Annotated in this window: 30 protein-coding genes; 14 read left to right on the top strand and 16 right to left on the bottom strand. The window is 66.6% G+C overall.

Annotation, left to right across the window (positions count from 1 at the left end):
* Positions 1-1,173 (bottom strand): macrolide family glycosyltransferase, encoded by a 1,173-nt coding sequence (locus tag ACFULV_RS03105; RefSeq protein ID WP_378652549.1) that lies wholly within the window; start codon positions 1,171-1,173, stop codon positions 1-3.
* Positions 1,174-1,178: 5 nt separating this feature from the next.
* Complete coding sequence (locus tag ACFULV_RS03100; RefSeq protein WP_378630021.1) at positions 1,179-1,787, bottom strand: CatB-related O-acetyltransferase; 609 nt, start codon at positions 1,785-1,787, stop codon at positions 1,179-1,181.
* A 182-nt stretch (positions 1,788-1,969) separates the two neighbouring features.
* On the opposite strand from ACFULV_RS03100, the gene ACFULV_RS03095 reads away from it, so the two are divergent.
* Positions 1,970-2,590, top strand: coding sequence for a TetR/AcrR family transcriptional regulator (locus ACFULV_RS03095; RefSeq protein ID WP_378652546.1), 621 nt, complete (start codon positions 1,970-1,972; stop codon positions 2,588-2,590).
* Positions 2,591-2,681: 91 nt separating this feature from the next.
* On the opposite strand, the gene ACFULV_RS03090 is transcribed toward ACFULV_RS03095, so the two are convergent.
* Positions 2,682-3,326: a DUF4097 family beta strand repeat-containing protein gene (locus ACFULV_RS03090; RefSeq protein WP_378652543.1), complete on the bottom strand. Its 645-nt coding sequence runs from the start codon at positions 3,324-3,326 to the stop codon at positions 2,682-2,684.
* A 115-nt stretch (positions 3,327-3,441) separates the two neighbouring features.
* Positions 3,442-3,960, bottom strand: coding sequence for a pyridoxamine 5'-phosphate oxidase family protein (locus tag ACFULV_RS03085; RefSeq protein WP_378652540.1), 519 nt, complete (start codon positions 3,958-3,960; stop codon positions 3,442-3,444).
* 257 nt (positions 3,961-4,217) lie between these two features.
* Between ACFULV_RS03085 and ACFULV_RS03080 the strand changes: the two genes are divergently transcribed.
* The 3 genes from ACFULV_RS03080 to ACFULV_RS03070 all read left to right on the top strand — a co-directional run bounded on the left by ACFULV_RS03080 (position 4,218) and on the right by ACFULV_RS03070 (position 6,371).
* On the top strand, positions 4,218-4,874 hold the full coding sequence (locus ACFULV_RS03080; RefSeq protein WP_378652537.1) for an MBL fold metallo-hydrolase: 657 nt from the start codon (positions 4,218-4,220) through the stop codon (positions 4,872-4,874).
* A 94-nt stretch (positions 4,875-4,968) separates the two neighbouring features.
* Positions 4,969-5,865, top strand: coding sequence for a sterol desaturase family protein (locus ACFULV_RS03075; protein WP_378652534.1), 897 nt, complete (start codon positions 4,969-4,971; stop codon positions 5,863-5,865).
* Positions 5,862-6,371 (top strand): DoxX family protein, encoded by a 510-nt coding sequence (locus ACFULV_RS03070; protein WP_378652531.1) that lies wholly within the window; start codon positions 5,862-5,864, stop codon positions 6,369-6,371. Before ACFULV_RS03075 ends, ACFULV_RS03070 begins: the two co-directional genes overlap by 4 nt.
* A gap of 6 nt (positions 6,372-6,377) precedes the next feature.
* Here the strand turns inward: ACFULV_RS03070 and ACFULV_RS03065 are convergent, their stop codons facing one another.
* The gene (locus ACFULV_RS03065) at positions 6,378-7,460 is read right to left on the bottom strand and encodes an epoxide hydrolase family protein (protein ID WP_378652528.1); all 1,083 of its coding nucleotides are present in this window, start codon (positions 7,458-7,460) and stop codon (positions 6,378-6,380) included.
* Positions 7,461-7,562: 102 nt separating this feature from the next.
* Here ACFULV_RS03065 and ACFULV_RS03060 point away from each other — a divergent pair, with 102 nt between their 5' ends.
* Positions 7,563-8,042 (top strand): MarR family winged helix-turn-helix transcriptional regulator, encoded by a 480-nt coding sequence (locus ACFULV_RS03060; RefSeq protein WP_378652526.1) that lies wholly within the window; start codon positions 7,563-7,565, stop codon positions 8,040-8,042.
* Positions 8,043-8,128: 86 nt separating this feature from the next.
* Here ACFULV_RS03060 and ACFULV_RS03055 read toward each other — a convergent pair whose 3' ends face one another.
* Positions 8,129-9,853, bottom strand: coding sequence for an amidohydrolase family protein (locus tag ACFULV_RS03055; RefSeq protein WP_378652523.1), 1,725 nt, complete (start codon positions 9,851-9,853; stop codon positions 8,129-8,131).
* Positions 9,854-9,913: 60 nt separating this feature from the next.
* Between ACFULV_RS03055 and ACFULV_RS03050 the strand changes: the two genes are divergently transcribed.
* Positions 9,914-10,501 carry a TetR/AcrR family transcriptional regulator gene (locus ACFULV_RS03050; protein ID WP_378629347.1) on the top strand — a complete coding sequence of 196 codons (588 nt, stop codon included), beginning with the start codon at positions 9,914-9,916 and terminating at the stop codon, positions 10,499-10,501.
* A 27-nt stretch (positions 10,502-10,528) separates the two neighbouring features.
* Here the strand turns inward: ACFULV_RS03050 and ACFULV_RS03045 are convergent, their stop codons facing one another.
* On the bottom strand, positions 10,529-11,242 hold the full coding sequence (locus ACFULV_RS03045) for a hypothetical protein (protein WP_378652520.1): 714 nt from the start codon (positions 11,240-11,242) through the stop codon (positions 10,529-10,531).
* Positions 11,243-11,472: 230 nt separating this feature from the next.
* Between ACFULV_RS03045 and ACFULV_RS03040 the strand changes: the two genes are divergently transcribed.
* Complete coding sequence (locus ACFULV_RS03040; RefSeq protein ID WP_378652518.1) at positions 11,473-11,913, top strand: hypothetical protein; 441 nt, start codon at positions 11,473-11,475, stop codon at positions 11,911-11,913.
* Positions 11,914-11,949: 36 nt separating this feature from the next.
* Here ACFULV_RS03040 and ACFULV_RS03035 read toward each other — a convergent pair whose 3' ends face one another.
* A complete protein-coding gene (locus ACFULV_RS03035) occupies positions 11,950-13,071 on the bottom strand; it encodes an acyl-CoA dehydrogenase family protein (protein ID WP_378652515.1) in 1,122 nt (373 codons plus the stop codon).
* Between the two features lie 117 nt (positions 13,072-13,188).
* On the opposite strand from ACFULV_RS03035, the gene ACFULV_RS03030 reads away from it, so the two are divergent.
* Positions 13,189-13,887 (top strand): winged helix-turn-helix transcriptional regulator, encoded by a 699-nt coding sequence (locus ACFULV_RS03030; RefSeq protein WP_378652513.1) that lies wholly within the window; start codon positions 13,189-13,191, stop codon positions 13,885-13,887.
* A gap of 18 nt (positions 13,888-13,905) precedes the next feature.
* Here the strand turns inward: ACFULV_RS03030 and ACFULV_RS03025 are convergent, their stop codons facing one another.
* Entirely contained in the window at positions 13,906-14,457 is a 552-nt protein-coding gene (locus tag ACFULV_RS03025; protein ID WP_378652510.1) for a hypothetical protein, read from the bottom strand.
* Between the two features lie 129 nt (positions 14,458-14,586).
* Here ACFULV_RS03025 and ACFULV_RS03020 point away from each other — a divergent pair, with 129 nt between their 5' ends.
* Entirely contained in the window at positions 14,587-14,826 is a 240-nt protein-coding gene (locus ACFULV_RS03020) for a hypothetical protein (RefSeq protein ID WP_378629358.1), read from the top strand.
* Positions 14,827-14,902: 76 nt separating this feature from the next.
* On the top strand, positions 14,903-16,105 hold the full coding sequence (locus ACFULV_RS03015; RefSeq protein WP_378652508.1) for a site-specific integrase: 1,203 nt from the start codon (positions 14,903-14,905) through the stop codon (positions 16,103-16,105).
* Positions 16,106-16,127: 22 nt separating this feature from the next.
* Here ACFULV_RS03015 and ACFULV_RS03010 read toward each other — a convergent pair whose 3' ends face one another.
* From ACFULV_RS03010 to ACFULV_RS03000, 3 genes are all read right to left on the bottom strand, one after another.
* Positions 16,128-16,970: an SGNH/GDSL hydrolase family protein gene (locus ACFULV_RS03010; protein ID WP_378652505.1), complete on the bottom strand. Its 843-nt coding sequence runs from the start codon at positions 16,968-16,970 to the stop codon at positions 16,128-16,130.
* Between the two features lie 157 nt (positions 16,971-17,127).
* On the bottom strand, positions 17,128-18,111 hold the full coding sequence (locus ACFULV_RS03005; protein WP_378652502.1) for a LacI family DNA-binding transcriptional regulator: 984 nt from the start codon (positions 18,109-18,111) through the stop codon (positions 17,128-17,130).
* Between the two features lie 166 nt (positions 18,112-18,277).
* Positions 18,278-18,760, bottom strand: a complete 483-nt coding sequence (locus tag ACFULV_RS03000) for a nitroreductase family deazaflavin-dependent oxidoreductase (protein WP_378629363.1) — start codon at positions 18,758-18,760, stop codon at positions 18,278-18,280.
* Positions 18,761-18,870: 110 nt separating this feature from the next.
* Between ACFULV_RS03000 and ACFULV_RS02995 the strand changes: the two genes are divergently transcribed.
* The 3 genes from ACFULV_RS02995 (at position 18,871) to ACFULV_RS02985 (ending at position 21,734) form a co-directional block, all read left to right on the top strand.
* The gene (locus tag ACFULV_RS02995; protein WP_378652499.1) at positions 18,871-19,416 is read left to right on the top strand and encodes a nitroreductase/quinone reductase family protein; all 546 of its coding nucleotides are present in this window, start codon (positions 18,871-18,873) and stop codon (positions 19,414-19,416) included.
* Between the two features lie 234 nt (positions 19,417-19,650).
* Complete coding sequence (locus tag ACFULV_RS02990) at positions 19,651-20,973, top strand: family 1 glycosylhydrolase (protein ID WP_378652496.1); 1,323 nt, start codon at positions 19,651-19,653, stop codon at positions 20,971-20,973.
* Positions 20,974-21,011: 38 nt separating this feature from the next.
* Complete coding sequence (locus tag ACFULV_RS02985) at positions 21,012-21,734, top strand: TetR/AcrR family transcriptional regulator (protein ID WP_378652493.1); 723 nt, start codon at positions 21,012-21,014, stop codon at positions 21,732-21,734.
* A gap of 18 nt (positions 21,735-21,752) precedes the next feature.
* Here the strand turns inward: ACFULV_RS02985 and ACFULV_RS02980 are convergent, their stop codons facing one another.
* From ACFULV_RS02980 to ACFULV_RS02965, 4 genes are all read right to left on the bottom strand, one after another.
* Positions 21,753-22,751: a diiron oxygenase gene (locus tag ACFULV_RS02980; protein WP_378652490.1), complete on the bottom strand. Its 999-nt coding sequence runs from the start codon at positions 22,749-22,751 to the stop codon at positions 21,753-21,755.
* A 121-nt stretch (positions 22,752-22,872) separates the two neighbouring features.
* Positions 22,873-23,466 (bottom strand): hypothetical protein, encoded by a 594-nt coding sequence (locus ACFULV_RS02975; RefSeq protein ID WP_378652487.1) that lies wholly within the window; start codon positions 23,464-23,466, stop codon positions 22,873-22,875.
* A gap of 84 nt (positions 23,467-23,550) precedes the next feature.
* The gene (locus ACFULV_RS02970) at positions 23,551-24,291 is read right to left on the bottom strand and encodes a TetR/AcrR family transcriptional regulator (RefSeq protein WP_378652484.1); all 741 of its coding nucleotides are present in this window, start codon (positions 24,289-24,291) and stop codon (positions 23,551-23,553) included.
* A 7-nt stretch (positions 24,292-24,298) separates the two neighbouring features.
* Positions 24,299-25,033, bottom strand: a complete 735-nt coding sequence (locus tag ACFULV_RS02965) for a MerR family transcriptional regulator (protein WP_378652481.1) — start codon at positions 25,031-25,033, stop codon at positions 24,299-24,301.
* Between the two features lie 78 nt (positions 25,034-25,111).
* Here ACFULV_RS02965 and ACFULV_RS02960 point away from each other — a divergent pair, with 78 nt between their 5' ends.
* A complete protein-coding gene (locus ACFULV_RS02960; protein ID WP_378652478.1) occupies positions 25,112-26,839 on the top strand; it encodes a GMC oxidoreductase in 1,728 nt (575 codons plus the stop codon).
* Positions 26,840-26,885 lie beyond the last annotated feature (46 nt).

The following is a 26,885-nucleotide window of genomic DNA, read 5'->3' as shown; positions in this document are numbered from 1 at the left end:
TCAGCCCAGCAGCTTTTCGATGAGGTCGGCCGCGCGCATCGTCCCGCCTTCGGCGTGTGCGTCGGCACGCAGTCGAGCGCAGCGGCGAGCGACTCGCGGGTCTGTGATCACGTCGTGCAGAGCCTGGCGGAGGTTCGCGGCGGTGGCGTCCGTGGTGTCGATGCGGCGGGCAACGCCCAGTTCGACGAGCCGGTCCGCGTTCATGAACTGCTCGGCGCCCTGGGGCACGGCGATCATCGGGACACCCGCCAGCAGTCCCTCGCCGCAGCCGCCCATGCCGGCGTGGGTGACGAAGGCGTCGGCGCGTTGCAGGATCGCCCGCTGGGGAACCCAGGAGTGCACTTCGACATTGGGGGCGATGTCGCCGAGCTCGCTCGGGTCGGTGTGTTTGCCGATCTGCAGAACGACGTGCCAGCCGGGAAGGTCGCCGAAGGCCTGCAGGCACTGGCGGTAGAACTCGGGTTGGCGGGTGTATGCCGAGCCCAGGGAGACCAGCAGGACCTTCTCGGCGTGGGCGGGGCGGTCCCAGCCCGCTGACGGGCGGGTGTTGAAGCAGGGGCCGACGAAAGTCACTGTGTCGGAATCGACTCGGTCGGCGTGCGGTTGCATCGCTCGGGGAATCAGCGCCAGCGCCTGGTCGGGCACGCCGGAGAAGTCGTCGACATCGGTGGTCGCGGCGCCGCAGTCGGCGAGCCAGCGCGCGAACCTCGCCTGGTAGGCGTCGGCGCCTTGCAGCTGCCGCAACGGTGCCGCGACTTCGTGTTCGTAGCCCTTCCACGCCACGAAAGTGGGCGAGAGCTGGATCACGCGGCGGCCCTGAGTTTCAGCGAGGGCGCGTCCGGCGTAGGCGCCGATGTCGTAGAGATAGAGATCCGCGGGGTCGTGGTCGTAGGCCGCGTGCAGCTGAGGCAGCGCGAGCTGGGCATTGTCGAGGAACAGGTTCATCACCGCGACAGGGTCTTCGGGCCAGGTGTTGTCGGCCACCGGCAGCATCGAGGTGCACGCGATCAGCTCGGCGCCGGCTTCGGTGATCAGGTCCGCGACGGCCGGGTCGTTGGCGTAGGTGACGCGGTGGCCGCGAGTCACCAGCTCACGGATCAGCTCCAGGCTCGGCAGGACGTGGCTGACGATGGGGATGCCGATCATCGCGATATCGGCTGGGCGAGAGGGCATTTCACTCACTTCGAGGATTCGGCGGCGGCTTCGAGGTCGTCGATGCTGCCGGACATGATCGCCGGCACGTGTGCGGTGATGTGCTCGGCCGGCCAGTCCCACCACGCGACTGCCAGCAGACGGGCGATGTCGCGGTCGTCGAAGCGGGTTCGGATGAGGCGGGCGGGATTTCCGCCGACGATGCCGTAGTCGGGGACATCGCCGGTGACGACGGAGCCGGTGCTGATGATGGCGCCGTGGCCGATCCGCACGCCGGGCATCACCGTCGCGCCGTTGCCGAACCAGACGTCGTTGCCCACGACGGTGTCGCCTCGGCCCGGCAGGCCGGTGAGCAGGTCGAAGTGGTCCGACCAGGAGCCGCCCATGGTGGGGAACGGGAAAGTCGACGGGCCGTCCATGCGGTGGTTGGCGCCGTTCATGATGAACCGCGTTCCGGTGCCCAGGGCGCAGAACTTCCCGATGATCAGTTTCTCCGGACCGTAGTGGTAGAGGACGTTGCGGGTTTCGAAGGCGGTCGGGTCGTCGGGATCGTCGTAGTAGGAGTACTCGCCGACCTCGATGAGCGGTGAGGTGATCAGCGGCTTCAACAGCACAACCCGGGGCTGCTCGGGCATGGGGTGCAGCACGGTCGGGTCGGCGGGAACAGGCGTGCGATCGTGCGGCACAGCGGAACTCCTTCGGCGCGTGGGCTATCCGGTGGCGGTGGACGTCGAACACCCAGAGCTTCCTAATACGACATCTGTCGCACTAAGCTACGACGGTAGCACTGTCCCGTCAAGCGATCGGTTTGCCGACAATGAGATCCGCATCGAATGCTTCCGAGCCCGCTCCCCCGACGCGTCCCCGCCCGGGTGGCCGCACCGCGCGCATCCGAACCCAGGTGCTCGACGCCGTCACCGCCGAGCTGGCCGAACACGGTTACGACGCACTGAGCATGGACGCGGTCGCGGCTCGCGCGGGCGTGCACCGCGCGACGGTGTATCGCCGCTGGCAAGACGTCGGAGGCCTGCTCGCCGACCTCTTCGACGCGGCGAGCGGCCAGGAGTGGCACCCCCGCGACACCGGCTCCCTGCGCGGTGACCTCGCCGCGCTCAACCACGAGATCCAGGATTCGTTCACCGCGGAGCCCTCACTCGCGATGGCGCTGATCGCCGCCTCGTTCCGATCCGAGGAAGCGGCCCGAGCACTGCGGCGCCTCTGGGATGACCGCTACACCCAGTCCGAGGTCATCGTCGAGCGCGCAATCCGGCGCGGCGAGCTGGCATCCGGCGTCGACGCACGAGCCCTCCTGATCGCCGCGACCGCACCGATCTACCACCACCTGGTCCTGTTACGCAGCCCACGCGATCCCCACCTGCCCGACCTCGCGGCCACCAGCGCCACCCTCGCAGCAGGCGCGGGCGCATTCACCCGATGACCCACCCCCACCGATCGGGGATGCGGGCGCTGCAAGGACGGCGAGGTGGCACGCGAACGGCTTCGGGCACACCAGCGTCGAAACCCTCGGTCTATACGAGGGTTCCGTGGCCGACGATGACGTTGCCGTAGAGGTTGCGCGCGAAAACCTGAACGGCCTCCCCGCTCGTCTTCGACTGGTCGACGGGTTCCATCCGGTTCTGCACACTGCCGTGCAGCGCATTGACCTCCAGCCGCGCCGCACTGCCCGGCCGGATGCCGACCTCGAGGTCGCCCATCGAGGTCTCCAGTCGCAGCACCCCCCGCGCGGCCTCGTCGACGCGGATGTTGCCCTTGGCGGTCTTCGCGCTGACCGAACCGCTCGGGCGCTCGACCACGATGTCACCGGCGGACACTTCGAGATCGCACTGGTCGAATTCGCCGACGCTCACCAGTCGACCCATCGCGAGAGTCGCATCGAGTGCGGAGCCGCTCGGCACCTCGATGGTCACCGAGACCGACGGGTTGCCACCGAACGGGGTGAAGGACTTCCACTTCTTCGGAGCCTCGACCGTGAGCTTGCCGCCGGCGAACTCGACCCGAATCTGTTCGGCGGCACGGACATCGGCCTTGCTGGAGGTGTCGACCGGGCGGACCTCGACAACAGTGTCGGCGCGATCGGAGGCGACCACGGTGACGTCACCACAGGGCACGTCGACGGCGACGGCGACCGGCTGCGGCGTCTGGAAAGTAGGCATCTGCACTCCTAGGCTACGAAGGTTGTACGTAGATGTATACGTACATTGCGTGCTCTCACTATAAGTAGATGTATACGTATAACGCAAGCGCGAGTTTTCGGCCGTGCACAGACGATCAGGGAGCGAGCCTCGCGACATCGGGCGCGTAGACCGTCATCCAGTGTGGACGCAGGCGGTAGTAGACCACCTCGTTGTCCCAGTCGAAGGCGTCGCCGCCGTAGAAGTCCTGGAAGTACGCCAGCAGCTCCGGCCAGCCCGCGCCGGGCGCGCCGTCCAGCGGGTTGAGGATCTCGACCGTGCCGTGGGTGAACACGCCCAAGTTCTCACCGCGCAAGTGCGCGACGCTGGCTGCGGGCCTGGCCGCGAGGTGGCGCGCCTTCGCGGCAGTGCGCGCCGTGCCGAAGTGCCATTGTCCGTGCAGGAAATGCCCGTCTACCGCGCTGATCCGCGGTTCACCCTTCGCCGTCACGGTGGACAGCGCGAGGGTGCACATACCGGTGAGAGTCTGGGTGAGTTCGGCTGCGGTCATTGTGTTCTCGGCGTCGATGATCGATCGCAAGTGTGATGTGGCGCTGGTGAGCGAGGCGTCGAGAAGCGCCTGAAGCGCTGCGAGGTCTTCTGGAGTTTCACGCAAGGCGATCCCTTATCTGTGGGGCGATGTGTCGATCGGCGATTCCCATCCTCGACCACAACCTTGACAACGGGTGTCATGTTTTCGCCTGGATCTTCGCCGCCCGACAGGCAAGGCGCGCTACGCCGCGGCGATATTACTTCGAGGTAATATCGCCGGGAGCGGGCCCGGCGAAGGGAAGCACGAGCGGGTAGCCACAGCGCAGCGACTGCCGCGGACAGAAGTTCTTCCTACGATCACCGACAGATCAGGAGAAGCGCATGCCACAGATCGCGGTCACTTCCTTCGGACACTCCGCTCTACGACTCGAACGTGACGGCCTGTCGCTGGTCATCGACCCCGGGGTGCTCGCCCCCGCCGCCGCCTTCGACGATGTCGCCGCATTCCTGATCACACACGACCACCCTGACCACGTGAATACCGCGCTGGTGGCGTCAGCCCTGGCCGCCGACCCGCGCAGTCGCGTCTGGGCTCCCAGGGATGTCGCCGACGGTCTGGCCGCGGCCGGAACTTCGGCCGACCAGATCGACGTCGTGACAGACAGTCGCGCTTTCGAGGCTGCGGGGATGGCTGTCGAGGTGATCGCCGGCGTGCACGCCGAGGTGCACGACACACTGCCCTCGCCGGTGAACCTCGCCTACGTGATCGACGGACGCATGCTCCATCCCGGTGACGCGTTCCCGGCGCTGCCCGACGGCATCGATATCGAGGTGTTGTTCCTGCCGGTGAGCGGACCGTGGATGCGGTTCGCCGACGCCGTCGACTACGTCGCCGCGCTGCGCCCGCGGGTGATCGTCCCGATCCACGACGGCGACCTCAACGATGTGGGCCTGACGCTGACCGATCAGATGAGCGCGATTCTGCCCGGCGAGGGCGTGTATCACCGTCTTCGCGTCGGGGATCCGGTCGAGCTCTAGCTCCGGACAGCAGTGGCGAGGCGACCGCTGGACAGACGTTGACAGTGAATTTACTATTTTGTAAATTACTCATACGTCAATAAGAGGAGTCGGCTTGCTGTCCGCGTTTTGGGACCACATCAACAACCCTTTGATCTACGCAGTTCCGTTCTTCCTCGTCTTCATCGCTATCGAAGCGCTGAGTCTGCGCCACGCGGACGCCGAGGACACACCGCGGGCCTACTCGCCCATCGACTCGCGTACCAGCATCACGATGGGTTTCGGTGCGATGGGCGCGATGGCACTGTTCAAGCTGGCCACGCTGTTCGTGTTCGTGATCCTCTATGCCGAGCTGGCGCCGTGGAAGTTGCCCACCGGCTCCTGGTGGTACTGGCCGTTGTTGATGGTGGTCGTCGATATCGCCTGGTACTGCAATCACCGGTTCTCCCACCGTGTCCGCATCGGCTGGGCCGCGCATCAGGCGCATCACTCGAGTGAGTACTTCAACCTCGGCACCGCGCTGCGACAGAAGTGGAACCCCTGGTCGGAGGCCATCTTCTGGGCGCCGCTACCCCTGCTGGGCTTCGCACCGTGGACGATCTATGTGGCCTTCGCCTTCAACCTGATCTACCAGTTCTTCACCCACACCGAGACAATCGACAAGATGTGGCGCCCGCTCGAATTCGTGTTCAACACCCCGTCCCACCATCGCGTCCATCACGGCAGCGACCCGGAATACCTGGACCGCAACTACGGCGGCATCCTGATCATCTGGGACCGCATGTTCGGCACCTTCCAGGCGGAACTGCACACTCCCACTTACGGTCTCACCACCCCGGTCGGCACCTACAACGTGCTACGCCTGCAGTATCACGAGTACGCCAACATCGTCCGCGACGTTCGCCGTGCGAGCCGCTGGCGTGACCGGCTCGGCTACGTCTTCGCCCCGCCCGGGTGGCAACCAGCTGTGCGGGAACCCGCGGTGCGTGTCGCGAAGAAGCAGGCGGCATGAATTCCGTCGACGCCGCGGCCCTTGTTCTCCGGCTCACCCTCGGTGCCGTGGTCCTCGCTCACGGCATCAATCACGCCTGGGGTGACGGCAAGCTCACCGGCACGGCGGGCTGGTTCGCCTCGATGGGTCTTCGTCCGGGGATGGTGCACGCGGTGCTCGCCACGGTGACCGAGATCGCGGCCGGCCTGCTGCTCCTCGTCGGGCTGCTCACTCCTTTCGCCGCAGCTGCGGTCGTTTCGACCATGACGGTCGCCTTGGTCACCGCACACCGGGGCAACGGGTTCTTCATCTTCCGGCCCGGCCAGGGCTGGGAGTACACCGCTGTCCTCGCCGCGATGGCCGTCGCCGTCGCCACTCTCGGGCCGGGTCGCTGGTCGGTTGATCATCTGGCCGGCATCGCGATGGACGGCGCAGCGCCGCTAACGATCTCGGTTGTGCTCGGCGTCGTCTCTGCGACGCTGCTGCTCGGTGTGTTCTGGCGGCCCACACCGCGCGACAGCCGCTGAGCGAGGTCAGCCCTCCTTGATGCTGCTCAGGAAGAACTCCCGGATATCGGCGGCGAGCAGGTCGGGAACCTCCATCGCGGCGAAGTGACCGCCCCGGTCGAATTCCGACCAGTGCCTGATGTCGTAGAGCTGCTCGGCCAGCGGGCGCACCGACTGGGTGATGTCATGGGCGAAGACGGCGACGCCGAGAGGCACCGGGCACGGCTCGCTCCCCCGAGCCGATTCCCGGTGCAGGCGTGCCGAGGACGCCGCGGTGGCGGTGAGCCAGTACAGGGAGACGTCGGTGAGCATCCGGTCGTCGCTGATCGGTGAGCGTGGGTCTGTCCATTGCGCGAAACGTTCGGCGATCCAGGCGAGCTGGCCGACGGGCGAGTCGGTGAGCGCGTAGCCGATGGTCTGCGGGGTGACGGCCTGGAGCGCCTGGTAGGGCGGTCGATTCGCCATCAAGTGTTTGATCTTGTCGAGTCGTGCTTCGTCGGCGTCGGAGAGTTCGACGTCCGGGTTCGGCCGGGTCGGCAGGTAGTTGACGTGGACGCCGACAACGTTGCCCGGTGCCACCGCTGCGAGTGACTGGGAAATGCCCGAGCCGAAGTCACCCCCTTGGGCGCCGTAACGCGCGTAGCCCAGCCGGCGCATCAACTCGGCCCACGCGCGTGCCACTCGGACGATGTCCCAGCCGCGCTCGTAAGTCGGCCCGGAGAAGCCGTAGCCCGGAATGGACGGGATCACCAGGTGGAAGTCGCGCGACAGCGGTTCGATCACGTCGAGGAATTCCAGGAACGAGCCGGGCCAGCCGTGGGTGAGGATCAGGGCGAGCGCGTCCGGCTTCGGCGAGCGGACATGGACGAAATGGAGGTTCTGGCCGTCGATTTCGGTGGTGAAGTGCGCGAGTTCGTTGAGTTTAGCCTCATGCGCTCGCCAGTCGTAGCCGGTGCGCCAGTATTCGGCGAGCTCCTTCAGCCGCGCCAGCGGGAAGCCGTAGTCCCAGCCGGCGTCAGCGAGCTCGTTGGGCCAGCGGGTGCGGGCGAGGCGGTCGTTGAGGTCGTCGATATCGGCCTGGGGGATGTCGACGCGGAACGGCTCGATCATGCTCTCAACTCCTTCGTCTGCCCAATGTTTGGGTGACTAATGTTTGTGCGACCAACGATATCGCGATCGTTGGTCGCACAAACGATTTGTTAGAGTTGTCACATGGAACACCCACCCGAGCCGTCCCCAGCCAGGTGGAAGAATCTGCCCACCTGGCTACTCACCCAAACAGCGAACCACGCCCACCGGCTGGTCAGCGATGGTTTCGCGGCCGCCGACGCCCGCGGTTACCACTACCGGATCCTGGCCACCCTCGACGAATTCGGCCCAGCCAGCCAAGCCACCCTCGGTCGCCGCAGCGGCATCCACGTCAGCGACATGGTCGCCACCATCAACGAACTCGCCGAACACCACCTCGTCGACCGCACCCCCGACCCCACCGACCGCCGCCGCAACGTCATCACCCTCACCACCCCGGGCAAACGCCAACTCCGCCGCCTGGAAAAGCAACTCGCCCACAGCCAAGAAGAACTCCTCGACCCACTCTCCCCCGCGGAACGGCAGCAGTTGACCGGCCTGCTGTCGAAGCTGCTGGAGCACCACAATCAGCGAAACGGGTACCCGGACGAGCCGCTGCGCTGAAGCACGAATGATGGGCACGTACATGGTGGCCGTCGAGTAACAGCGCTGGTTGCGGCTCATTCGGTGGAGAGGCGGCCGGGCTTGGGCTACGACTCGGCTGGCAGGAATTGCCCGGCGTGCACTGTGGTGCCGAATCCTTCGGCGAAAACACCGTATTCGTAGAGCACGTGTCCGGCCACGATCGTGGCCGCGACGGCGCCGTCGTTGCGGTTGACCATGCGGTCGACCCCGTCGAGGCCGGGCATGGGCGATTCGGCGTAGGCGGCACTGGAACCGTCGAAGCCGGCAGGGTCGATGATCGCGATATCAGCGCGCGACCCGAGGTCGAGGTGTCCGGCGTCGAGCCCGTACCAGTCGGCCAACTCGCCGGTGAGGCGATGCACCGCGGTCTCGAGGGGCATGAATTTGCGGGTGTGTACCCGCTCGAGCATCCGGACCCCGAAGTTGTAGAAGGCCATATTGCGCAGGTGGGCGCCGGAATCGGCGAACCCGACCTGCACTTGGGCCGATTGCTGGAGTCGATCGAGAACGTCGTCGCGGTCATTGGCGATGGTGGTGCGCCAGCGCAGGTCCGTGCCGTACGCCACCGCCAGATCCAGCAGCGCGTCGACCGGGGAGAGGCCCTGCTCGACCGCGACCGAGCCGAACGACTTTCCCACTACCGAGACGTCGGGGCAGGCCACGATCTCGGCATCGTGCAGGTCGCGATGCCACACCTTGAAGCCGCTCGCCGTCATCTCCTTGCGGAAGCGCTCTCGGAAGGTTTCATCGTCCAGCAGTTCGCCGCGGGCGATGACATCACGAATGTTCAAAGCCGCTGCACCGGCACCGAATTCCTCGAACACGACCACGTCGATACCGTCGGCGTAGACCTCGAACGGGACCGGTAGGTGCTGCCAGCGGAACCCGTCACCGCCGAGTTTGTTGACGATCTTCGCCGCGGCGATCGCCATGCGCACCACGGTGCGGTCGGCCTTGACGTCGGCGGCGCTGATGATGGTGGTCTTGAGCGGCTTGCGCTTTCGGCCCATGCTCTGGGCGAAGTAGCGTGCCATCTCCGAGCGTTTGGCGAGATTGGGTGTGCTCTGATGGATTCGGCCACGCGCGCGCAGCAGCGCGTTGAGCGCACCGAATTCGCGCCAGCTGGCATAGGTCGAGGGCAGCAACCGTGCGGGCCATCGGGTCCCCTCCAGCTTGGAGAACGAGCTGCGGATCGTGGAAAGACCGACGAATCCGGCATCGAGGGCGGCGGTCAGCATTGCTTTCATCCATGCCAGCTCGGCGTCGGTGGGTACGACACCGGGGGAAGTCGCGCGATCCAAACCCATGACCGCGGCACGGATATCGGAGTGCCCGAGAAATCCGGCGACATTGCAACCGAGCGGCAGCGCGTTGATGGCATCGACGTAGGACTGGGGATCGGTCCAGGTCTTGTGCTCCTTGACCGCGGAATGCACCGCGTCCCAGGGCAACGCCTCGACGCGGGCGAACAGGTCGGCGCAGTCGTCGGCGTCGGCGTAGACAGTCGAGAGCGAGCAATTGCCGAGCACGACCGAGGTGACCCCGTGTCGCACGCTCTCACCCAGGCCCGGCGATCCCAGGACCTCGGCGTCGTAGTGGGTGTGTACATCGAGCATGCCGGGGATCACCCATTTGCCGGTGGCATCGATCTCACGCTCGGCGGTCCCCGACTCGATGGTCCCGAGCGCGACGATCTTGCCTTCACGCACGCCGATATCAGTGCGAACGGGTGCCGACCCCGCACCGTCGAACACGGTGCCGTTGCGGATGACGAGCGAATAGTGCGACATCAGAACCCTTCGATACTGGCGGGTATTGAAATTTGGATACTGGCGAGTATCGTCAGCGTGGTGACCACAGTCAACCCCCGAATCCGCACCCCGCGCGCTGAAGTACGGGAGAGAGTCCTGGCCGCGGCCCTGTCCGAGTTCGCAGGCAAAGGGTTCGTCGGCACCACGATCGACGCGATCGCCGACGTCGCCGGATTCACCAAAGGCGCCGTCTACTCCAACTTCGGTTCCAAAGACGACTTGTTCTTCGCGCTGCTCGACCAGCAGATCAGTCGACGGATCGAGGCGGTCACCGCGCTGGCCGACGCCGCCGCCACCCGACCCACGATCACAGCGATCGGCGATCTGCTGATGCAGGGCATGCTCGACAACCGCGACTGGCAACTGCTGTTCACCGAATACTGGCTGCGCGCTCTCCGAGACGAGTCGGTGCGCGAGCGATTCGTGCAGCACCGCCGTACCGTCCGCGCCGCGATCGCGGCGGCGGTCCAGCGACTGGACCTCGGAACCGAGGTCGACCCCGCCACTACCGCGGTCCTGGTGCTGGCACTCAACAGCGGGCTGTCGATCGAGGAATTCACCGAACCAGGCGTCGTGCCCGCAGACCTGTTCGGCACGGTCCTGCAAGCCATCACAACACAGCGATGACTCCGCAGTCGTCGACGAGCCCGCCGACTACCTCGGCACCTGGCAGACCAGCATCTCGTTGGCGCCCGCCTGAAATTCGTAGTCGACCTCCGCGATCCGGCTGCTGATACCCGATTCGGACAGATCGGCGAGCAACTGGTCGAGCTGCGGGTACCGCTCCGACGAACCGATGGGCGTCAAGGGAAACAGGCGGATCTCGGTGGTGGCGACGCGTGCGAGTTCGATGGTGGATCGGTGGTGGAAGGTGTAGTCGAGGTCGTCGGCGTAGCTGAAGAGAAGATGGGAGCTCAGGGCAAGGTCGAAGGTGTTGTCGGCGAACGGGAGTGTGGGCAGGCGGCCTGGGATGTAGCGGTGGGGCGAGGTGCGGGTGTGGGTGGCGAAGTGTTCTGCTGACTCGCGGCGGGCACGGTGGTGTTCGTCGGGGTCGGCGAAGAAGGTCCATCGGTAGGCGTCGGCGTGCTCGCGGACGTATCTGTTGCCGCGGTCGGCTTCGGCGACCGCAGTCGCGGCCACCCGGTCGATACCACCGTCGAAATAGGCTACGTCGCAGGCGGTTACATCACCGCCGCGTCGGCTGACCTCGGCGGCGAATCCGGCCGCACCGCCCGGGCAGTCCAGAATTCGGCGCTCGAGATCGTCGTCGGTGAGCGCGAACATCGCCCGGTACTCGTGCAGGGAGCGCGAGCTGACGAGGATCTCGCCGAACCCTCCGGTCCCCGCAGACGGGTCGTTGTCGATCATGGTCGTCCTTCCGTTCCGGAACCGCCCGTGGGGTTGGAACAGATGTCGTCACGACATCACCCGGTGATTGAACCACGTGAAAGTTCGCTCGAGTAGGAGATTTTCACCGCTGTAGCGGATCATGTGGCGGTGAACCAAGATCGATTGAGGGTCAGGGCGACAGAATTCGCCGACACACCCGAGGTCCGGATGCTGGAGTGGCGTCCGGTCGTGGTGATCTGCGGTCTGACATGAATCCGACCGAGCTCGCGGCGGATCTGGATGAACGACAGTTCGCCCGGTACGAATGCCCCTGCTGCGAAGAGCCGATCGAGCGCACCTGGAACATGGTCACCCGCGACGGAATCGCCTACGCGGCGTACTTCGCCAACAGCTACCACCACACCGACCAAGCCCATGACACCTGGATCGACGTCATCCTGGGAACCTGGGACACCGAATCCGCTGACGATCATGTGACTTTCGGTTGCCGTGTCGGCCCGGTCCAGAACAATCCGTACCCGGCGGCGACCCTGGTTCAGGCCTGTCTGGACGGATCCGCCGACGACGTCCACGGAGTGGTGCTCTCGCGCGCGGACGGCTTGGCCCACCCCCGCCTCCCGGAGTTCTGGGATGTCGTCGACTTCGTCTTGGCCAACGACCCGACCGTCACCGCCCACCTGTACCAGTAGGCAAGGGGTCACCCGGCGTGGATGACCCCTTGCCGCTCAGTCGAGTGGACTGTGCCCCAACAGAACTCGGCCGCTGAAGCGGGTCTGCTTGGCGCGAGGCAGCGGGTGGAATTGGCAGCCGTGGATGTCGCGGTAGAGGCGTTCGAGGTCGCAGGCACGGGAATAGCCTGCGCCGCCGGTGGTTTCGATCGCCAGGCGGACAGTGGTGATGAGCGCGTCGGCCGCCACGGTTTTGCGGCTGAGGGTGCGGGCGGCGTAGGCGTCGGTGTTGGGGAAACTCAGGTTCTCCGAAGCGGTGAACATGGCGGCCACGAGGTCCTCGGCGGTGGTGTAGGCGTTGAGCATTTCGCCGGCCGACTGGACGGTGTGGGCGTCGGAACGGCCTTCCAGCAGACGCGCGGTGAGCTCGACAGCCGCGTCCGCGACACCGAGATAGGCGGCCAGCACCAAGGGAAGAGCCGCGCCGATCACCACATTCAGCACCGGCGGCCACGGACCCGCCGGGCGGGTCATCGAGATCGCGGCATCGGGCACGAACACCTCATCGAGCACGACCGTGTGCGACCCGCTCGCCCGCAAACCGAACGAATCCCAGGTCTTGTCGATGCTCACGCCCTCGGCGGCCAACGGGATCGCGAAATGCAGCACCTCACCGTCGCAGCGGACACTGGTGACGAGCACGTCCCCCACCTCACACCCACTCGCGGGCGCCTTCCGCGCACTCACGCGGTACCCACCCTCGACGCGCACGGCTTGGCCGTTGGAATCGACCCAATCCGAGGCACCGGTGCTGACCAGAATCGCCCCGCCCGCCACCTTCGCGAACACCGCCGAAGCGTCCACCCCATGGTTGTGCCGCCACACCTGCGCAGCCACCAGGTGCGAATGCATCGCGAACGCGACCGCCGTCGACGGATCGTGCCTGCCGAGTTCACGCAGGATCTCCCCCATCTCCCGATGGGAGGCGCCCCCACCGCCGAACTCAACCGGCACGAGCGCCGCGGACAGACCGCTCGCCCGCAATCGATCGAACGCGGCGACCGAGATTTCGCCGGTGCGGTCCCGCTCAGGGACCTCGAGACGCAAGGTTTCACCGATCTCGCGGGCAACCGAAACCCGGTCGGTGCTGGACGTGGTGTCAGAAATTGTGGAAGTCATGTTTCGAAGGTAGGAAGCGCCGCGATAACCAGATAGTCCAGAAAGTGGACTCTCCCGGTCCAGAAACTGGACCCCGTCGGTGTGACGGAGGAGCAATTGCCGACCGCTGAGGTGCCCATGACCATCACGACCGCAGGCTACGGCCAGTACTGCCCGATCTCGCGCGCTCTCGACGTGCTCGGCGAACGGTGGTCGTTGCTCATCCTGCGCGACCTGTTCCTCGGCACCACCCGCTTCAACGACCTCGCCCGCGGACTACCGGGTCTGTCGCGCAGCCTGCTCGCCAAACGGCTGCGCCAGTTCGAACGCGCCGGACTCATCGAGAAACTCGGCACCGAACACCTGCTCACCGAAGCGGGCAGCCAGCTCGAGCCCATCCTGTTCGGCCTCGGCGAATGGGGCGCACGCTGGACCTTCGGCGCGCCACAGGAGGAAGAACTCGACGCCGCCTTGCTCGTGTGGTGGATGCACACCCGCGTCGACACCTCCATGCTGCCGGGGCGACGGCAGGTGCTGCACGTCCGGTTCACCGACGACGTTCGTCGCTTCTGGATCGTGGTCGAAGGCGCGGTGCCCTCGGTGTGTGAGACCGATCCCGGCTATCCCGTCGACGTCACGATCAGCGCGGATGTCGCCGGACTCTACGAGGTGTGGTTGGGGCGCATGCCGCTCACCCACGCGCAAAGCACCGGGCGGATCACCTTCACCGGCCCGCCCGCGCTGACCCGCCGCATGCCCTCGGTGTTGCGGTTGAGTCCGGTGGCTGGATATGTCGCGGCAACCGCGCGCCCGGATCAGCAAGCACGCGCCTCGTGATCCGGAAACTCTTGCCGTTCAGGTGGATTGGGCTCGCCCGGCGATGCCCATCGCCCAGTGGTACAGCTCTACCGGATCCCCCAGCGTCGCCTGCGATTCAGGTCGCACGAGAACGCCGTTCGCCGCGGACAACAGGTCGTACAGGCCCAGATAGACCCACTCCCACAGCATGCTGTCGAAGTTGTAGGACATCATGGCCCGTTCGACGCGCCCGCGGATCTCGGCGATCTCCGTCGACTCCAGTCCCACCCCGTGCAACCGCGCTTCGGTCGCCTGCTGGTCCTCGGCATCGAACCAGGTGTCGAGGAACGGCTCGAGCAGATCAGCCCAGATATCGAGACGTCGACGCACCGCAATCACGTTGCGTCGGCAGAAATCGTCGAGCGCGAGGCGGTGCTCGGCGCGCACGAACAACGTCTCACCGGCAGCGGTACGCACGTGTGGAGGTGTCGCGCCCGGATCGGCTTCGCTGATCGCGGATGCCGCGATCACACCGTCGGGATACACCGACGCGCCCGCGAAAGGGTAGTCGGCGAACCGGATTTCCGTGTCGGCGATGACCACCTGCATCGGTCCATGATGTCGGCTCGAGCAGGCCCGGGCCGGGTGTCATGAACTATATGGAACAAAACGTGGCGGTAATCACTACATGCCACGTCATGTTGGCAGCCGCCGTAATCAAAACGTTAGGATTCGACCATGGTGCGTACCGGAGCAGTAACCTCAGAGCCGTACGAACCGAATGTTCCTCTGCCCCAACAGCATCCGGCCCGTCTCGAACTGGTCAGCGAAGCTCCTGACACGGCCGCGGCGCCGACCGGAGCAGTCGACGACCACTTCCCGCGCCTGGGCGACACCAGCTTCCTCACCGGCGCTGCCCGCCACCGCCTCGCGGCCTTCATCCACACCCAGCTCGCCGAACTCGAAGAGATGCCGTGACCGCACGCCGATGACATAAGCTGCGACGCCGGCAACCATCGGCGGCAGAGGCGATTCACGCGGAGGAGTGGCGAGCTTGAGCGACGCATCGGTCGTGCTTCCCGAGCAAGTCCGCACCGAGCTGCGCCGCGGAGTGCGCAGCGTCCTCGTCGACACCGCAGCTCTACGCCTGGTTCGCGAACGCTTCGACGACACCCAGGCAGGCGCACTGCGCCGCTACCTCGAAGCGTCCCAATCGGCGAACACCCTGCGCGCCTACCGGACCGACTGGATCGCCTGGGCGGGCTGGTGCGCGGCCGAACACCGACAGGCCCTGCCCGCCGACCCACTCGACGTAGCCGTCTACCTGGCCGCCTCCGCCGACGCCCGACGAGAAAACGGCACGTGGGCGTTCAGCCCGGCCACCCTGGATCGCAAGTCCGCCGCCATCGCCGCAGTCCACGCCGCCAACGGACTCCCCTCACCGACCCGCTCCGACGTCGTGCGACTCACCCTGCGCGGCATCCGCCGCACCCGCCGCACCCCGCCGACCCGGAAACGACCGGTGTTGCTGCACACCCTCGACCAGCTTCTCGCCGAACTCCCCGCACCCGCCTGGCCCACCGAACCCGCGCGCCGCCGAGACGGTCTGGCGTTGCTGGTCGGGTTCGCCGGCGCGCTGCGCCGCAGCGAACTGGCGGGCCTGCGCATCAGCGACGTGCACGTACGCACCGACCACACCACCGGCGAACCGCTGCTCGTCGTGCACCTGCCGACAACCAAGACCGACCCGACCGGCGTCGCCGAACAGCGCATCGCCCTGCCTCGCGGCAAACACCCACGCACCTGCCCGATCTGCGCGTTCGCCGACTGGGTCCGCCTGCTGGAAGTCCACGCCGACGCCGGCGACGAGGGCACACGATCCTGGACGGCGAACAACCTCGCCGCCGACACCGCGATCCACCGCTGCCACGGCTTCACCGGAACCCGGCTCAGCACCGACACGGACCGCCCGCTGTTCCCCACCATCAACCGGCACGGCTCGATCGGTGCCACCGCGCTGTCCGGCCGGGCCGTCGCCGAACTCGTCAAGCGCTACGCGGCCCGCGCGGGCCTCGACCCCGACCTGTTCTCCGGGCACTCCCTGCGCGCCGGCTTCGCCACCCAGGCCGCCCTCGGCGGCGCCAGCGACCGCGAGATCATGCGCCAGGGCCGCTGGGCCAACCCCCGCACCGTCCACGGCTATATCCGCACCGCGAACCCGCTCGAAGACAACGCCGTCACCAAACTCGGCCTCTGAATCCGAGCGAGCCGCGCAGCCGTCAGTCGGCGGTCAGCGCCGCATACGCCTTCTCGGCCATGTACTCCCGGCCCAATCGAGTGGGATGAAAGAACGTCCCTCCCTCTCCGGGCTCAACTCCGACGAACGACACATATCGTTGCCCGACAGGGGCGCAGATCGAGTGATCACCCTCGGAGGCAGGATCGACAAAGGTGAAACCTGCACGGTCTGCGGCCGCGGCGACGGCGCTGTTGAGCGCCTTTTGCGCACCTTTGTTGAAGGCAAGTGCGGATGGTCCCGCGATCGCCTCGACAAAGCAGCCGACGGTGTCCTCGGGCACGATATTCAGATAACCGAGCACGGCGATCTCGGCATGGGGTGCGTGTTCCCTGATCGCCGAGTACGCGGCGTCCAGTCGTGCAGGAAGTCTCGCGAGCGATGCCGCGGACTGGTCTCGTACGGCTTGCGTACAGGTAGCGGCGACGAAGCAGTTGCTGATGACGGAGACGAACAGGTTCTCGTCGTTGCCGCCGATGGACAGCGCGACGAACTCGGTGGCAGCGGACAACCCGTTCACCTGCGGCCCCATCCCTGAAACCTGCGTGATATCGGAGGTTTCGGCCCCACCGCAGCCCCAGTCGCCGAAGCTGGTCTCCGGCATCTTCGCCGCGATGAGTCGCGCGACACTGTCGGTTGCCTGAATGCACGGACCCACGATCGACCCCGCGTAGGAGCCGCTGTCGATATACGAGTCGCCTATCGCGACGAATTGGGCATCAGTCCGGTGAGAAGGATCCACCGGCGCTGCCGACGACAGGGCCGCCGGGGACAGCAATAGCCCCGCCGCGGCAAGGAGAAAGGCACGGTGTGCAACGTTGCGCATCGTTTGGATCACCTCGATGTCAGATTTGTCGGGCTACGCAGAGCCGGCACAAGCTCCGCGCGACTCCATCTAATACGTATTAGGTGAAGTGAGACTAGCAGGCAACGAAGAACTCGAAGGAAGAATCGACCATTGAGTCGATGCGCAACAGCGCTGGTCAGGACGACGCGCGGTGAATCACCGTCAGAGCCTGTGCGGCGACCGCACTCGACCGGGCCGCGTTCCCTTCCGCCACATCGACCAGGGCGCGGGCAAGACTCTGGGCGGGGACCGTCAGATCGATACCGATCGTGGTCAATGTGGGCACTGTCAGCCTGCCGACCGAATCGTTGTCGACACCGATGATCGCCAGATCGCCTGGAACATCGAGACCACGCATCCGGCACGCACCCAGCACCGCCACCGCCACAACGTCGTTGAAAGCTGCCACAGCCGACACCCCGTTCCCGCCCCAGCGCACCAACGCGCCGACCGCCCCGTCCAGCGAATAGTCCATCCTCGCCACCACCGGCTCCGCGAGCCCGAGCAGCAAGCACTGTTCGCGAGCGCCCTCCAGACGCGGCAGGCAGAACGGCTGATCCTGTGGCGCGTCGACCGCGGCGAACCCGATCACTCGATGACCACGATCGGCCAAGTGCCGCACCTGCATTCGTCCGATCTCGCGCTGATCGAGGCCGGCGACCGAGGCGTCCTCAGAACCCAACACCCCATCGATAACCGGCACCCCCGACCGCACCAACGCCTGTTTATCGACCTCGGCGAGAACTGTCGTGGAGACGACGATCGCCGGGTCCAGATGCTGACACACAGCACTCACACCACCGGCGAGCCCGCTCAACTCGAGGAACACGCACGTCAAGCCCTGTGCCTGCACAGCAGCCGTGACCTCGCGCTTGAAGCGCCCGAACGGCTCCGTCACCGGTGCGTCTGTCAGCAGGAAGACCACCACCTGGCTGCGGCCGCTGCGCAACGCACGTGCGACTGCCGAGGGTGCGTAGCCGAGCCGCTGCGCGGTCTCGAGGACCAGCCGTCGCGTCGTCTCCGAGATCCCGAACTCGTTCTTGCCGTTGAGCACGAAACTCACCGTCGTCTGCGAAACTCCCGCTTCACGGGCGACATCCAGACTGGTGACCCGCGCCAAGGCTCCTCCTGAACCACCGATTGCCCGGCTGGGAGGTCCAGCCGCCCAGCAGACGACACGTACTCCGCTTCTCGCCAAAGTATCAGTTCGCGATCGCGGAGCTGCGGGCCCCGAACACAGCGGTTCTCGTCTACGAGAACCTCGCGATCCGGCAATGCCCGCCTGATCAGGCGATCCGGTCGAGCCGGAAGATGCGGAACTCGCGACCTCCCGAGCGCTGGAACTCCATCTCATAGCCCGGCCAGAACTCCACGGCCTGGTCCCACACCCGCTTACGCTCGACACCGGTGATCTCGGTGACCGACACCGGGAACGCGGAGCTGCCGTCGAAGCGCGCCGATGCCGTGCGGGCCGCACGCAGGTTCGCCGACCAAGCCGGATGCTCCGGCTTACCCCAGTTCGAGCCCACCAGATAGAAGCCGTCACCGTCGGGCACACACAGCAGCGAGGTGGTGCGCGGCTGTCCCGACTTGCGCCCGACCACCGTGATCTCGATCGACGGGAGCCCGGCCAGATCGAGCACACCCCACCGACCGCCGCTGAGCCTGCGCAACAGCCGCTCGGTCGGCAGAACGACGCCGGCGCCACGCATCACCCAGGGCTGCGACGCGAACACGCGCGCAAAGCCCGGCAAGGGATTCCAAACCATCCCCGAATCCTGGCTCGAGCGAACCCGGTTCGCCCACTCACAACGGTGTGCTGAGAGCCAACTCACTCGGCGTGCTGGACGACCGATCGCCGCAAGCGGACCATAGGGGCATGGACGAGGCCCGAAACGACGCCCGGCGCACCGCGGCGGAGGCCGAAATCAGCAAACACGGCCGGCTCGTGCGCGGCCCTCGCGACGGCAAGCTGCTCAGCGCGGGCATGCTGCCGTTCTTCCGCCTCCGCACACCGCGCGGGTACGGAATTCTGACCACCACGGGGCGCAAGACCGGTCATCCGCGCCCGAAATGCGTCCGGATCTTCCGCGACGGTGATCGCGCATACCTGGTCCAATTGATGCCGCCGCACGTGACGGTTCAGCAGCCCGGCGCGGTCAATGCCTGGCTGCTCAATGTCCGCGCCGATCCACACGTCACCGTGAAGCTGCCCGGCGGCACCTACAGCGGCACTGCCAGGGAGATCACCGACCCGGCCGAACTCGCCACCGCGCGCGCTCTGCTGTGCGACACCGTCGTGCTGGTCGACTTCGGCGAATGCGCGCTTCACCTGCGCGGTATGCCCTCACGGGCGAAGATCCGGCGGCTGCACGAGTACTGGTTCGACACCGGTCGTGCCGTAGCCGTCGATCTGGCGACTTAGCGGAGGCCCTCCCCCGTCCTTGCTGGTGAGTTCGTCGTTTCGTACGGACATGTTGTGGGTTGAGTGGGTGTTCGGGAGCCAAGTGCAATACATATTTAGATGCGCATATCTACGTAATTACATGTTGTACTTGTGACAAGTTCCAGGCCCGCCGCTCCGCCTCAATTCCCCCGCACAGTCCCCTCGATGTCGCACACTGGATCTCACTCCCCTCCCCTAGCCGCCAGGAGTGCCATGCCCTCCCCCAGTGGTCGACGCATTCTCGCTACATTCGCTGTGGCCGCTTCGGCCCTGCTCGCGACCGGCCCCTCCCCCGCTCTCGCTCGACCACCCACACCTGCCCACTTGGCGCCCCTCGGACCCGAATTCCTGTGGGGCGTGGCAGCTTCCGGTTTTCAGGCCGAAGGTGATGCGCCGGACAGCAATTGGCGCCGCTATGTCGAATCGGGGAGCACGGTCGACCCCTACCTGAACTCGGTGGACTTTCGCGCTCGGTACCGCTCCGACATCGACCTTGCCGCGAAACTCGGTGTGCGGGTGTACCGCATCGGTATCGAGTGGGCCCGGGTTCAACCGCAGCCCGGAATCTGGGACGACGCGGCGCTCGCGTTCTACGACGACGTCATCGCGGCGATCACCGAGGCCGGAATGCGGCCGATGCTGACCCTCGACCACTGGGTGTATCCGGGCTGGGTGGCCGACCGCGGCGGCTGGCGCGATCCCGAGATCGTGGCGAACTGGCTGTCCAGCGCCCGCCGCGTGGTCGACCGGTACGCCGGCGCCGATCCGCTGTGGGTGACCTTCAACGAGCCCACGTTCTATCTGGTCAACGATCTGCGCCACGGCGGCATCGGCGCGGCCGACGTCCTGACGATGGGTGAACGAATCACCCAGGCCCACAACAGCATCTACGACTACATCCACGCCGTACACCCCGGCGCACAGGTGACCAGCAACGTCGCCTACATCCCCGGCGTCGACGACGCGGTCAGCGGGCCCCTGCTCGACCGGATCTCCGCGCGCCTGGACTACATCGGCATCGACTATTACTACGGCCTCTCCCCCACGCAGTTGCAAGTCCCCGATCCCGACCGCCTCTGGACGATTCCGCTGCAGCCCGAAGGCATCTACTACGCGCTCGACCACTACGCCCGGAAGTTCCCCGGCCGCCCGCTCTACATCGTCGAGAACGGCATCCCCACCGAGAACGGCCGGCCACGCGCCGACGGCTACACCCGCGCGGATTCGCTCCGCGACACCGTCTACTGGCTGCAGCGCGCCGTCGCCGACGGCATCCCGCTGATGGGCTACAACTACTGGAGCCTGACCGACAACTACGAATGGGGCTCCTACACACCCCGTTTCGGCCTCTACACCGTCGACGTGCTCACCGACCCGACGCTGACCCGCACACCGACCGACGCGGTCGCGGCCTACCGGACGATCACCACGGCGGGTGGCGTCGGCCCCGACTACCGGCCGACGCGCCCCGTCGCTCCGTGCTCGCTCGTCGACGGACTCGCCAGTTGCACCGATCCGGTGTCGGTCCCCCGGTAGGGGTTTGAAGCGTCAACGTTTGCTCTACACTCGGGCGGGTGTCGAGCACAGCGTCACGCCCCTCCAGCGCCGTGAGCGGCAGGCAAGCCCGATGGCAGCCGCACAACGACAGCCGCCGGGAGCGGATCGTGCTGGCCGCGGTCGAGCTGATCGAACAGGCGCCCGCCGGTGTCGAGGTGCCGATCATCCAGATCGCTGAGCACGCGGGGCTCGCGAAATCGGTGGTCTACCGGCAGTTCGCCGGTCGCGACGAGCTGGATCGCCGGATCAGGAGCGAGATCGCCGACCGTTTCGTGGCCGATATCGAGGACGCGCTCGACATCGCCGAGGGCTCCATCCACGAAATCCTGGTGCGCACGATCGGCGGCGTAGTCACCTGGATCCAGGACCATCCCCGATTACACGAGTTCCTGCGGACCGGGCCGTCGGAGGCCGATCCCGATATTGACGCGATGAGCGCCCTGATCGCCACCATCGCGGGATCGACCCGGGCTCTGGTCACCGGTCTGGCCGGGGTGGTCGGCGTGACCGACGAGGCCTCGGCCGACACGATGACCTTCGCCATCGTGTCGATGACCGAGGCCACCGTCACCCGCTGGGCCAACGACCCCGAGCCCGCCCTCACCAGGGATCAGCTCATCGAGGAAGTCGCCTCCTACGCCTGGCACGTGGTCGACGGCGTCGCCCGCCGCCACGGCCTGAACCTCGACCCCGATCAGCAGCTCACCGAGATCATCACCCAGCTGGTCGCCGGCAACTGAATCGCCGCCGGGATCCGCTCACGCGACGCGGCGCGCGCTTCGCTCCGGCTCGCTGCGGTAGCGCGATGCCGGCCCGTCGATACCGAACTTGCGCCACAGCCACTTCGCGGTCGGGTTCATCAGACCGAGGTCATTGGCCAGTTTGCGCATACCGCCGAAGTAGCCCGACAGGATCTGCTGGGAATGCTCCGACTTCCAGAACGCCTGCTCGATGACCTCGCGTGGAATGTCGAACTCGCGCTCGAACGACCGCGGCGGCGCCATGATCTCGTTGGCCAGCCAGCGCATCGCGATCGGGAAGGCCACCGAGCAGACGCCGCGATTGAACTTGCCCATCCGCCCGATGTGCGCGGTGAGGAAGTCACCGGCGAAGGAGATGTGACGCGCTTCCTCGGCGATATGGATCTCCATGGTGCGCAACACCATCGGCGGCATCGTCGCGCCCGCGCGGATCACGGCCTTCTGGTAGTGATCGATCGGTTCCTCGCCGCCGAGGATGCCGATGAACAGGATCGTGTGGGCATAGCCGCCAGCCACACCGATCAGCGGCGACAACGCGCGAAACAGCGGCCGCATGCCGGGCACGTCGACGTCGATGCGGTTGACCAGCTCCTGGAACATCTGGATGTGGTTGCACTCTTCGGTCATCTCGTGCAAGCAGTACCGGAACTCGGGCGACCCGTTCGGCAGCTTCATGATGTATTGCATCATTCCGCGGATCAGGATGCTCTCGAAGGCGGCGCCGACCTTGATCGAATTGGCTGTGCGCCATTTGCCGATCGCGATGCGCCGGTCCAGCGGTTGATCGCGGTACCACTGCGTAGCGCCGAGCGGGTCGATCTCCGGCGAGAGGACCCACCGCACGTCGTTCGGGTCAAGGGCGAGCTCGGGCGAATCCCAGTCGATATCGAGGTAGGGATCGAAATGACGGTCGACAGACCCCTGTGACAGGGTTGCCAGCGCCTCTCGGTACTCCTCGGTGATGGGTCCGCCACGGCTCGATTCGGTCAGCGTCATCGGTGCCTCCTCGGTTCGCGTCCGGCGCGCACGGCCCTGTTATCGCCGTCACACCGTTACCCGAGAATAACTGAGACCGTCAGTCCCACACAACCCGGACGCGATAACGTTTTCTCCCCGCCTATTCGACGAGCAGCACCACCAACTGACGAGCCAGCTCGACATCACCGGGACCACCGAGCCAGATCAGTGGGCGACGTTGATCGAGATGGTCCAGCGCTTCGGGCAGAGACACGAAGACACGATCGGCGCGTACGACGCAGACCTGGGGTACGGACTCGGAGACGGCGGGTCCACCATCGACATCGAGTGCCAGCGAACCGGTCGACGCGTCGCCCGCTACCGCATCGCGAACCACCGCGTCGCCGGACTCGATCGAATCCGAACCGCTGTGCACGACCTGATGACCCGGTGCGCCGGCCCAGTGATCCAGCCACGCCGGGCCCGGCTCGACCGCGGCGAGCACTGTCTGCACGCTCATGCCGTAGAGGACGTCGGCGACCGCGGCGGGCAGGCCCGCGACATCGACGGTGCGCACCAGCGAACCGTGCTCGCGCAATCGGTCGACGAACCGTTCGAGCACCTCGGCCCGTTCGGTCGGATCCACGATCGCGTGCCTGCCCGCGGATCGACGCATGGGTACCCGACGCTCGTCCTCGGGCAGGTCGAGCAGCCCGTCACGGACTCGGCGCAAGATCTCCTCGCGAGAATTCACTCGGGCACTCTCCTTCGTTGGCGACGCCGATGTCGCCGTTCACACATTCCCTCTCCCCACATACCGCGGGAACTCTTCAATTCGCTACCGTACCGACCGGTCCACTTGATCCGGGCGCGGCACGACGAAGCCCAGCAGATGCAGAAGCTGGTCGATGTTCAGGTCGAAGATCTCCGCCCGGTCAGCGAAGGTGTCGCGCCCGTACATGTCGAACACGTCGAAGTTCACGGCACCGAAGAGCGTGGTCCACGCGGTGAGGGCGGACGCGATCACGCGATCGGGGGCGGCGAGGCCGAACTGCTCGCGGATCGTCGCGAAATCGGCGGCCGTACGCGGAGAGATCGCGGGGTCGAGCACGGGGCCGTCGAGCTGGCCCCGCCGGAAGGCGCTGTCGACGATGTTCAGCAGAATCGCGATCACGCGCACGCCCGGCGCTTCCGTGTCGGCGGCCGGTGCGGCATAGCCCGGGACGGGGGTGCCGAAGAGCAGGCCGTACCAGGCGGGTTCGGCCAACGCCCACTCCCGCACCGCTCGCGCGGCGACCCGGAAGCGGGTCGCGGGGTCGTCGGGTGCGTCGAGCAGGGCCGCGTCGACCGCGTCGCCCAGCGCGTTGTAGCCGTCGACCACCAGCATGGTCAGCAGTTCGTCGCGGCTGCGGACATACCGGTACACCGCCGACGACACCACGCCCAGATCGCGGGCAACCGCGCGCAACGACAACGCCGCCGCGCCCTGCGTGGCCAAATGCTCGCGGCCGATGCGTTTGATGTCGGCGATCGTCTGCGCGCGGGCCAGTGCGCGCGGACCCAGCTGATCGGAGCTCATCGTCCGATCATCGCCCACTCGCGGCACGGGCCGGATCCCGGCGTCCAGCCGTGTCGTCCTCGGCGGCGGCGCGTTCGATCTCGGCGGCCAGGGTCGCGCCGCCGACCGCCCAGGCCGTCGCCAGCAATCGGTCGCGGAAGCGGCTCAGATCCACGGCCACCCCTTCACCGCCGTAACCGGTGCCCGCCGCGTCGCGCACCGTACCGACCACCTCGTCGGCGAGATCGGCGATGCGCGACTGGATCAGCGTCCGCAAGACCCCGCTGAGCGTGACGTCGAAACCCACGTCGTAGAGGACGAGTGCGGCCTTGAGCATCGTGCGGTCCGCGACGAACCACCGGTGGCCGCGTCGTTCCAGATATCCCGCCGCGGCGAGTTCGGTGAGGACATCGGTGCCACGCTCCCCCAGCATCGCGGCGAGTTCGGCATCGTCGAGGTAGGACGAGCATTCGATGGACTGTCCCGCCCGTGGATCGAACAGCGTGCGCCAGTCGCCCGCCTGCGGCTCGGTGTCGAATACCTCGCGGATGGCGTCCAGCCGCAGCCCGCGTGCCTGCATGGCGACGATGTCGCGAAGCCGGTCCAAGTGCTCGTCGGTGTAGACGACTTCCTTGCCCGCTCGGCCGGGTTTCGGCAGCACGCCGAGCGAGTGGTAATAGCGGATGGTGCGCGACGCCACGCCGCTGACGTCGGCGAGTTCCGCTCGGGTGTATCGGGCCACCCGACCAGCATAGGTGGGCACGGAGCCTACGTTGACAGCTCTGGCTGTCGCCATTAGCGTTACCCGCGTCACTGTCGACACCGATCGAGGAGCTCCCCCATGCCCGAGCGCACCACCGATTTCGACGTTCTGATCGTCGGTTCCGGCTTCGGTGGCAGTGTCACCGCACTGCGGCTGGTGGAGAAGGGCTACAAGGTCGGCGTCATCGAAGCCGGTCGCCGCTTCGCCGATGACGAACTGCCCAAGACCAGCTGGGACCTGCGCAAATTCGTGTGGGCGCCCAAGCTCGGCTGCTACGGCATCCAGCGCATCCACCCGCTGCGCGACGTCCTGATCCTGGGCGGCGCCGGCGTCGGCGGTGGCTCGCTGAACTACGCCAACACCCTGTACGTGCCGCCGGAGCCGTTCTTCCAGGACCCGCAGTGGCGCGAGATCACCGACTGGCGCAGCGAGCTCACCCCCTATTACCAGCAAGCGAAGAAGATGCTCGGTGTGGTGACAAATCCCCACATGACTCCCGCCGACGAGATCTTCAAGGCCGTCGCCGAGGACATGGGTGTGGGCGAGACGTTCGTACAGACACCCGTCGGGGTGTTCTTCGGTACGCCCGGCAAGACCGAGGCCGACCCCTACTTCGGTGGTGTCGGCCCCGAGCGCACCGGCTGCGTGGAGTGCGGCGACTGCATGGTCGGCTGCAAGTTCGGCGCCAAGAACACCCTGGTGAAGAACTACCTCTACCTCGCGGAACAGGCCGGTGCACAGGTCATTCCGATGACCACGGTGTCATCGCTGCGGCCGCTGCCCGACGGCACCTGGGATGTGGCCACCGAGCGCACCGGCGCCTGGGTACGCAAGGCGCCCAAGACCTTGACCGCCAAGCATGTCGTGCTCGCGGCGGGCACGCTCGGCACGCAGAAGTTGCTGCACGCGATGCGCGACGAAGGTGCGCTGCCGAACCTGTCGGACAAGCTCGGCCTGCTCACCCGTACGAACTCCGAGTCGATCGTCGGTGCCGCGACCAAGACGCTCGGGCCCGACCAGGACTTCACCAAGGGCGTCGCGATCACCTCGTCGATCCACCCCACCCCCGACACCCACGTCGAGCCGGTGCGCTACGGCAAGGGCTCGAACTCGATGGGCATGCTGCAAACCCTCATGGTCGACGGCGGCGGGCGGGTGCCGCGGTGGCTGCGGTTCCTGGGCCTCGTGCTGTCCAATCCCCTGATCTTCCTGCGCTTCATGAGTGTGAAGAACTGGAGCGAGCGCACGATCATCTCCCTCGTCATGCAGCACCTGGACAACTCGATCACCACCTACACCAAGCGCGGCCTGTTCGGCGGCCGCAAGCTGACCTCCAAACAGGGCCACGGACAACCGAACCCGACCTGGATCCCAGCGGGCAACGACGTGACCCGCCGGGTCGCGGAAAAGATCGGCGGCGTCGCCGGTGGTACCTGGGGTGATGTGTTCAATGTGCCGATGACCGCGCACTTCCTCGGCGGCGCGGCGATCGGCGCCGACCGTGAGCACGGCGTGATCGACGCCTACCACCGCGTGTACGGCTACCCGACGCTCAGCGTCGTCGACGGCGCCGCGGTGTCGGCCAACCTCGGCGTGAACCCGTCGCTCACCATCACCGCCCAGGCCGAGCGCGCAGCCGCCTACTGGCCGAACAAGGGCGAACTCGACACCCGCCCCGACCAGAACGCCGGCTACACCAAGATCGCCCCGGTCCGCCCGAACCAGCCGGTCGTGCCCGCGGGCGCACCCGCCGCCCTGGTCCTGCCGATCGTCGAGATCCGCAGCTCGGAGAAGACCGCGGGCTGATCAGAACGAACCCGGCCCCGGCCTCGCGGTCACCCACCGCGAGGCC

The sequence above is a fragment of the Nocardia sp. NPDC057272 genome (genome assembly GCF_042668615.1).
In the GTDB taxonomy this organism is placed as follows: Bacteria; Actinomycetota; Actinomycetes; order Mycobacteriales; family Mycobacteriaceae; genus Nocardia.
The sequence above is the reverse complement of the archived record's forward strand: the minus strand, read 5'-3'. Positions and strand labels throughout refer to the sequence as shown.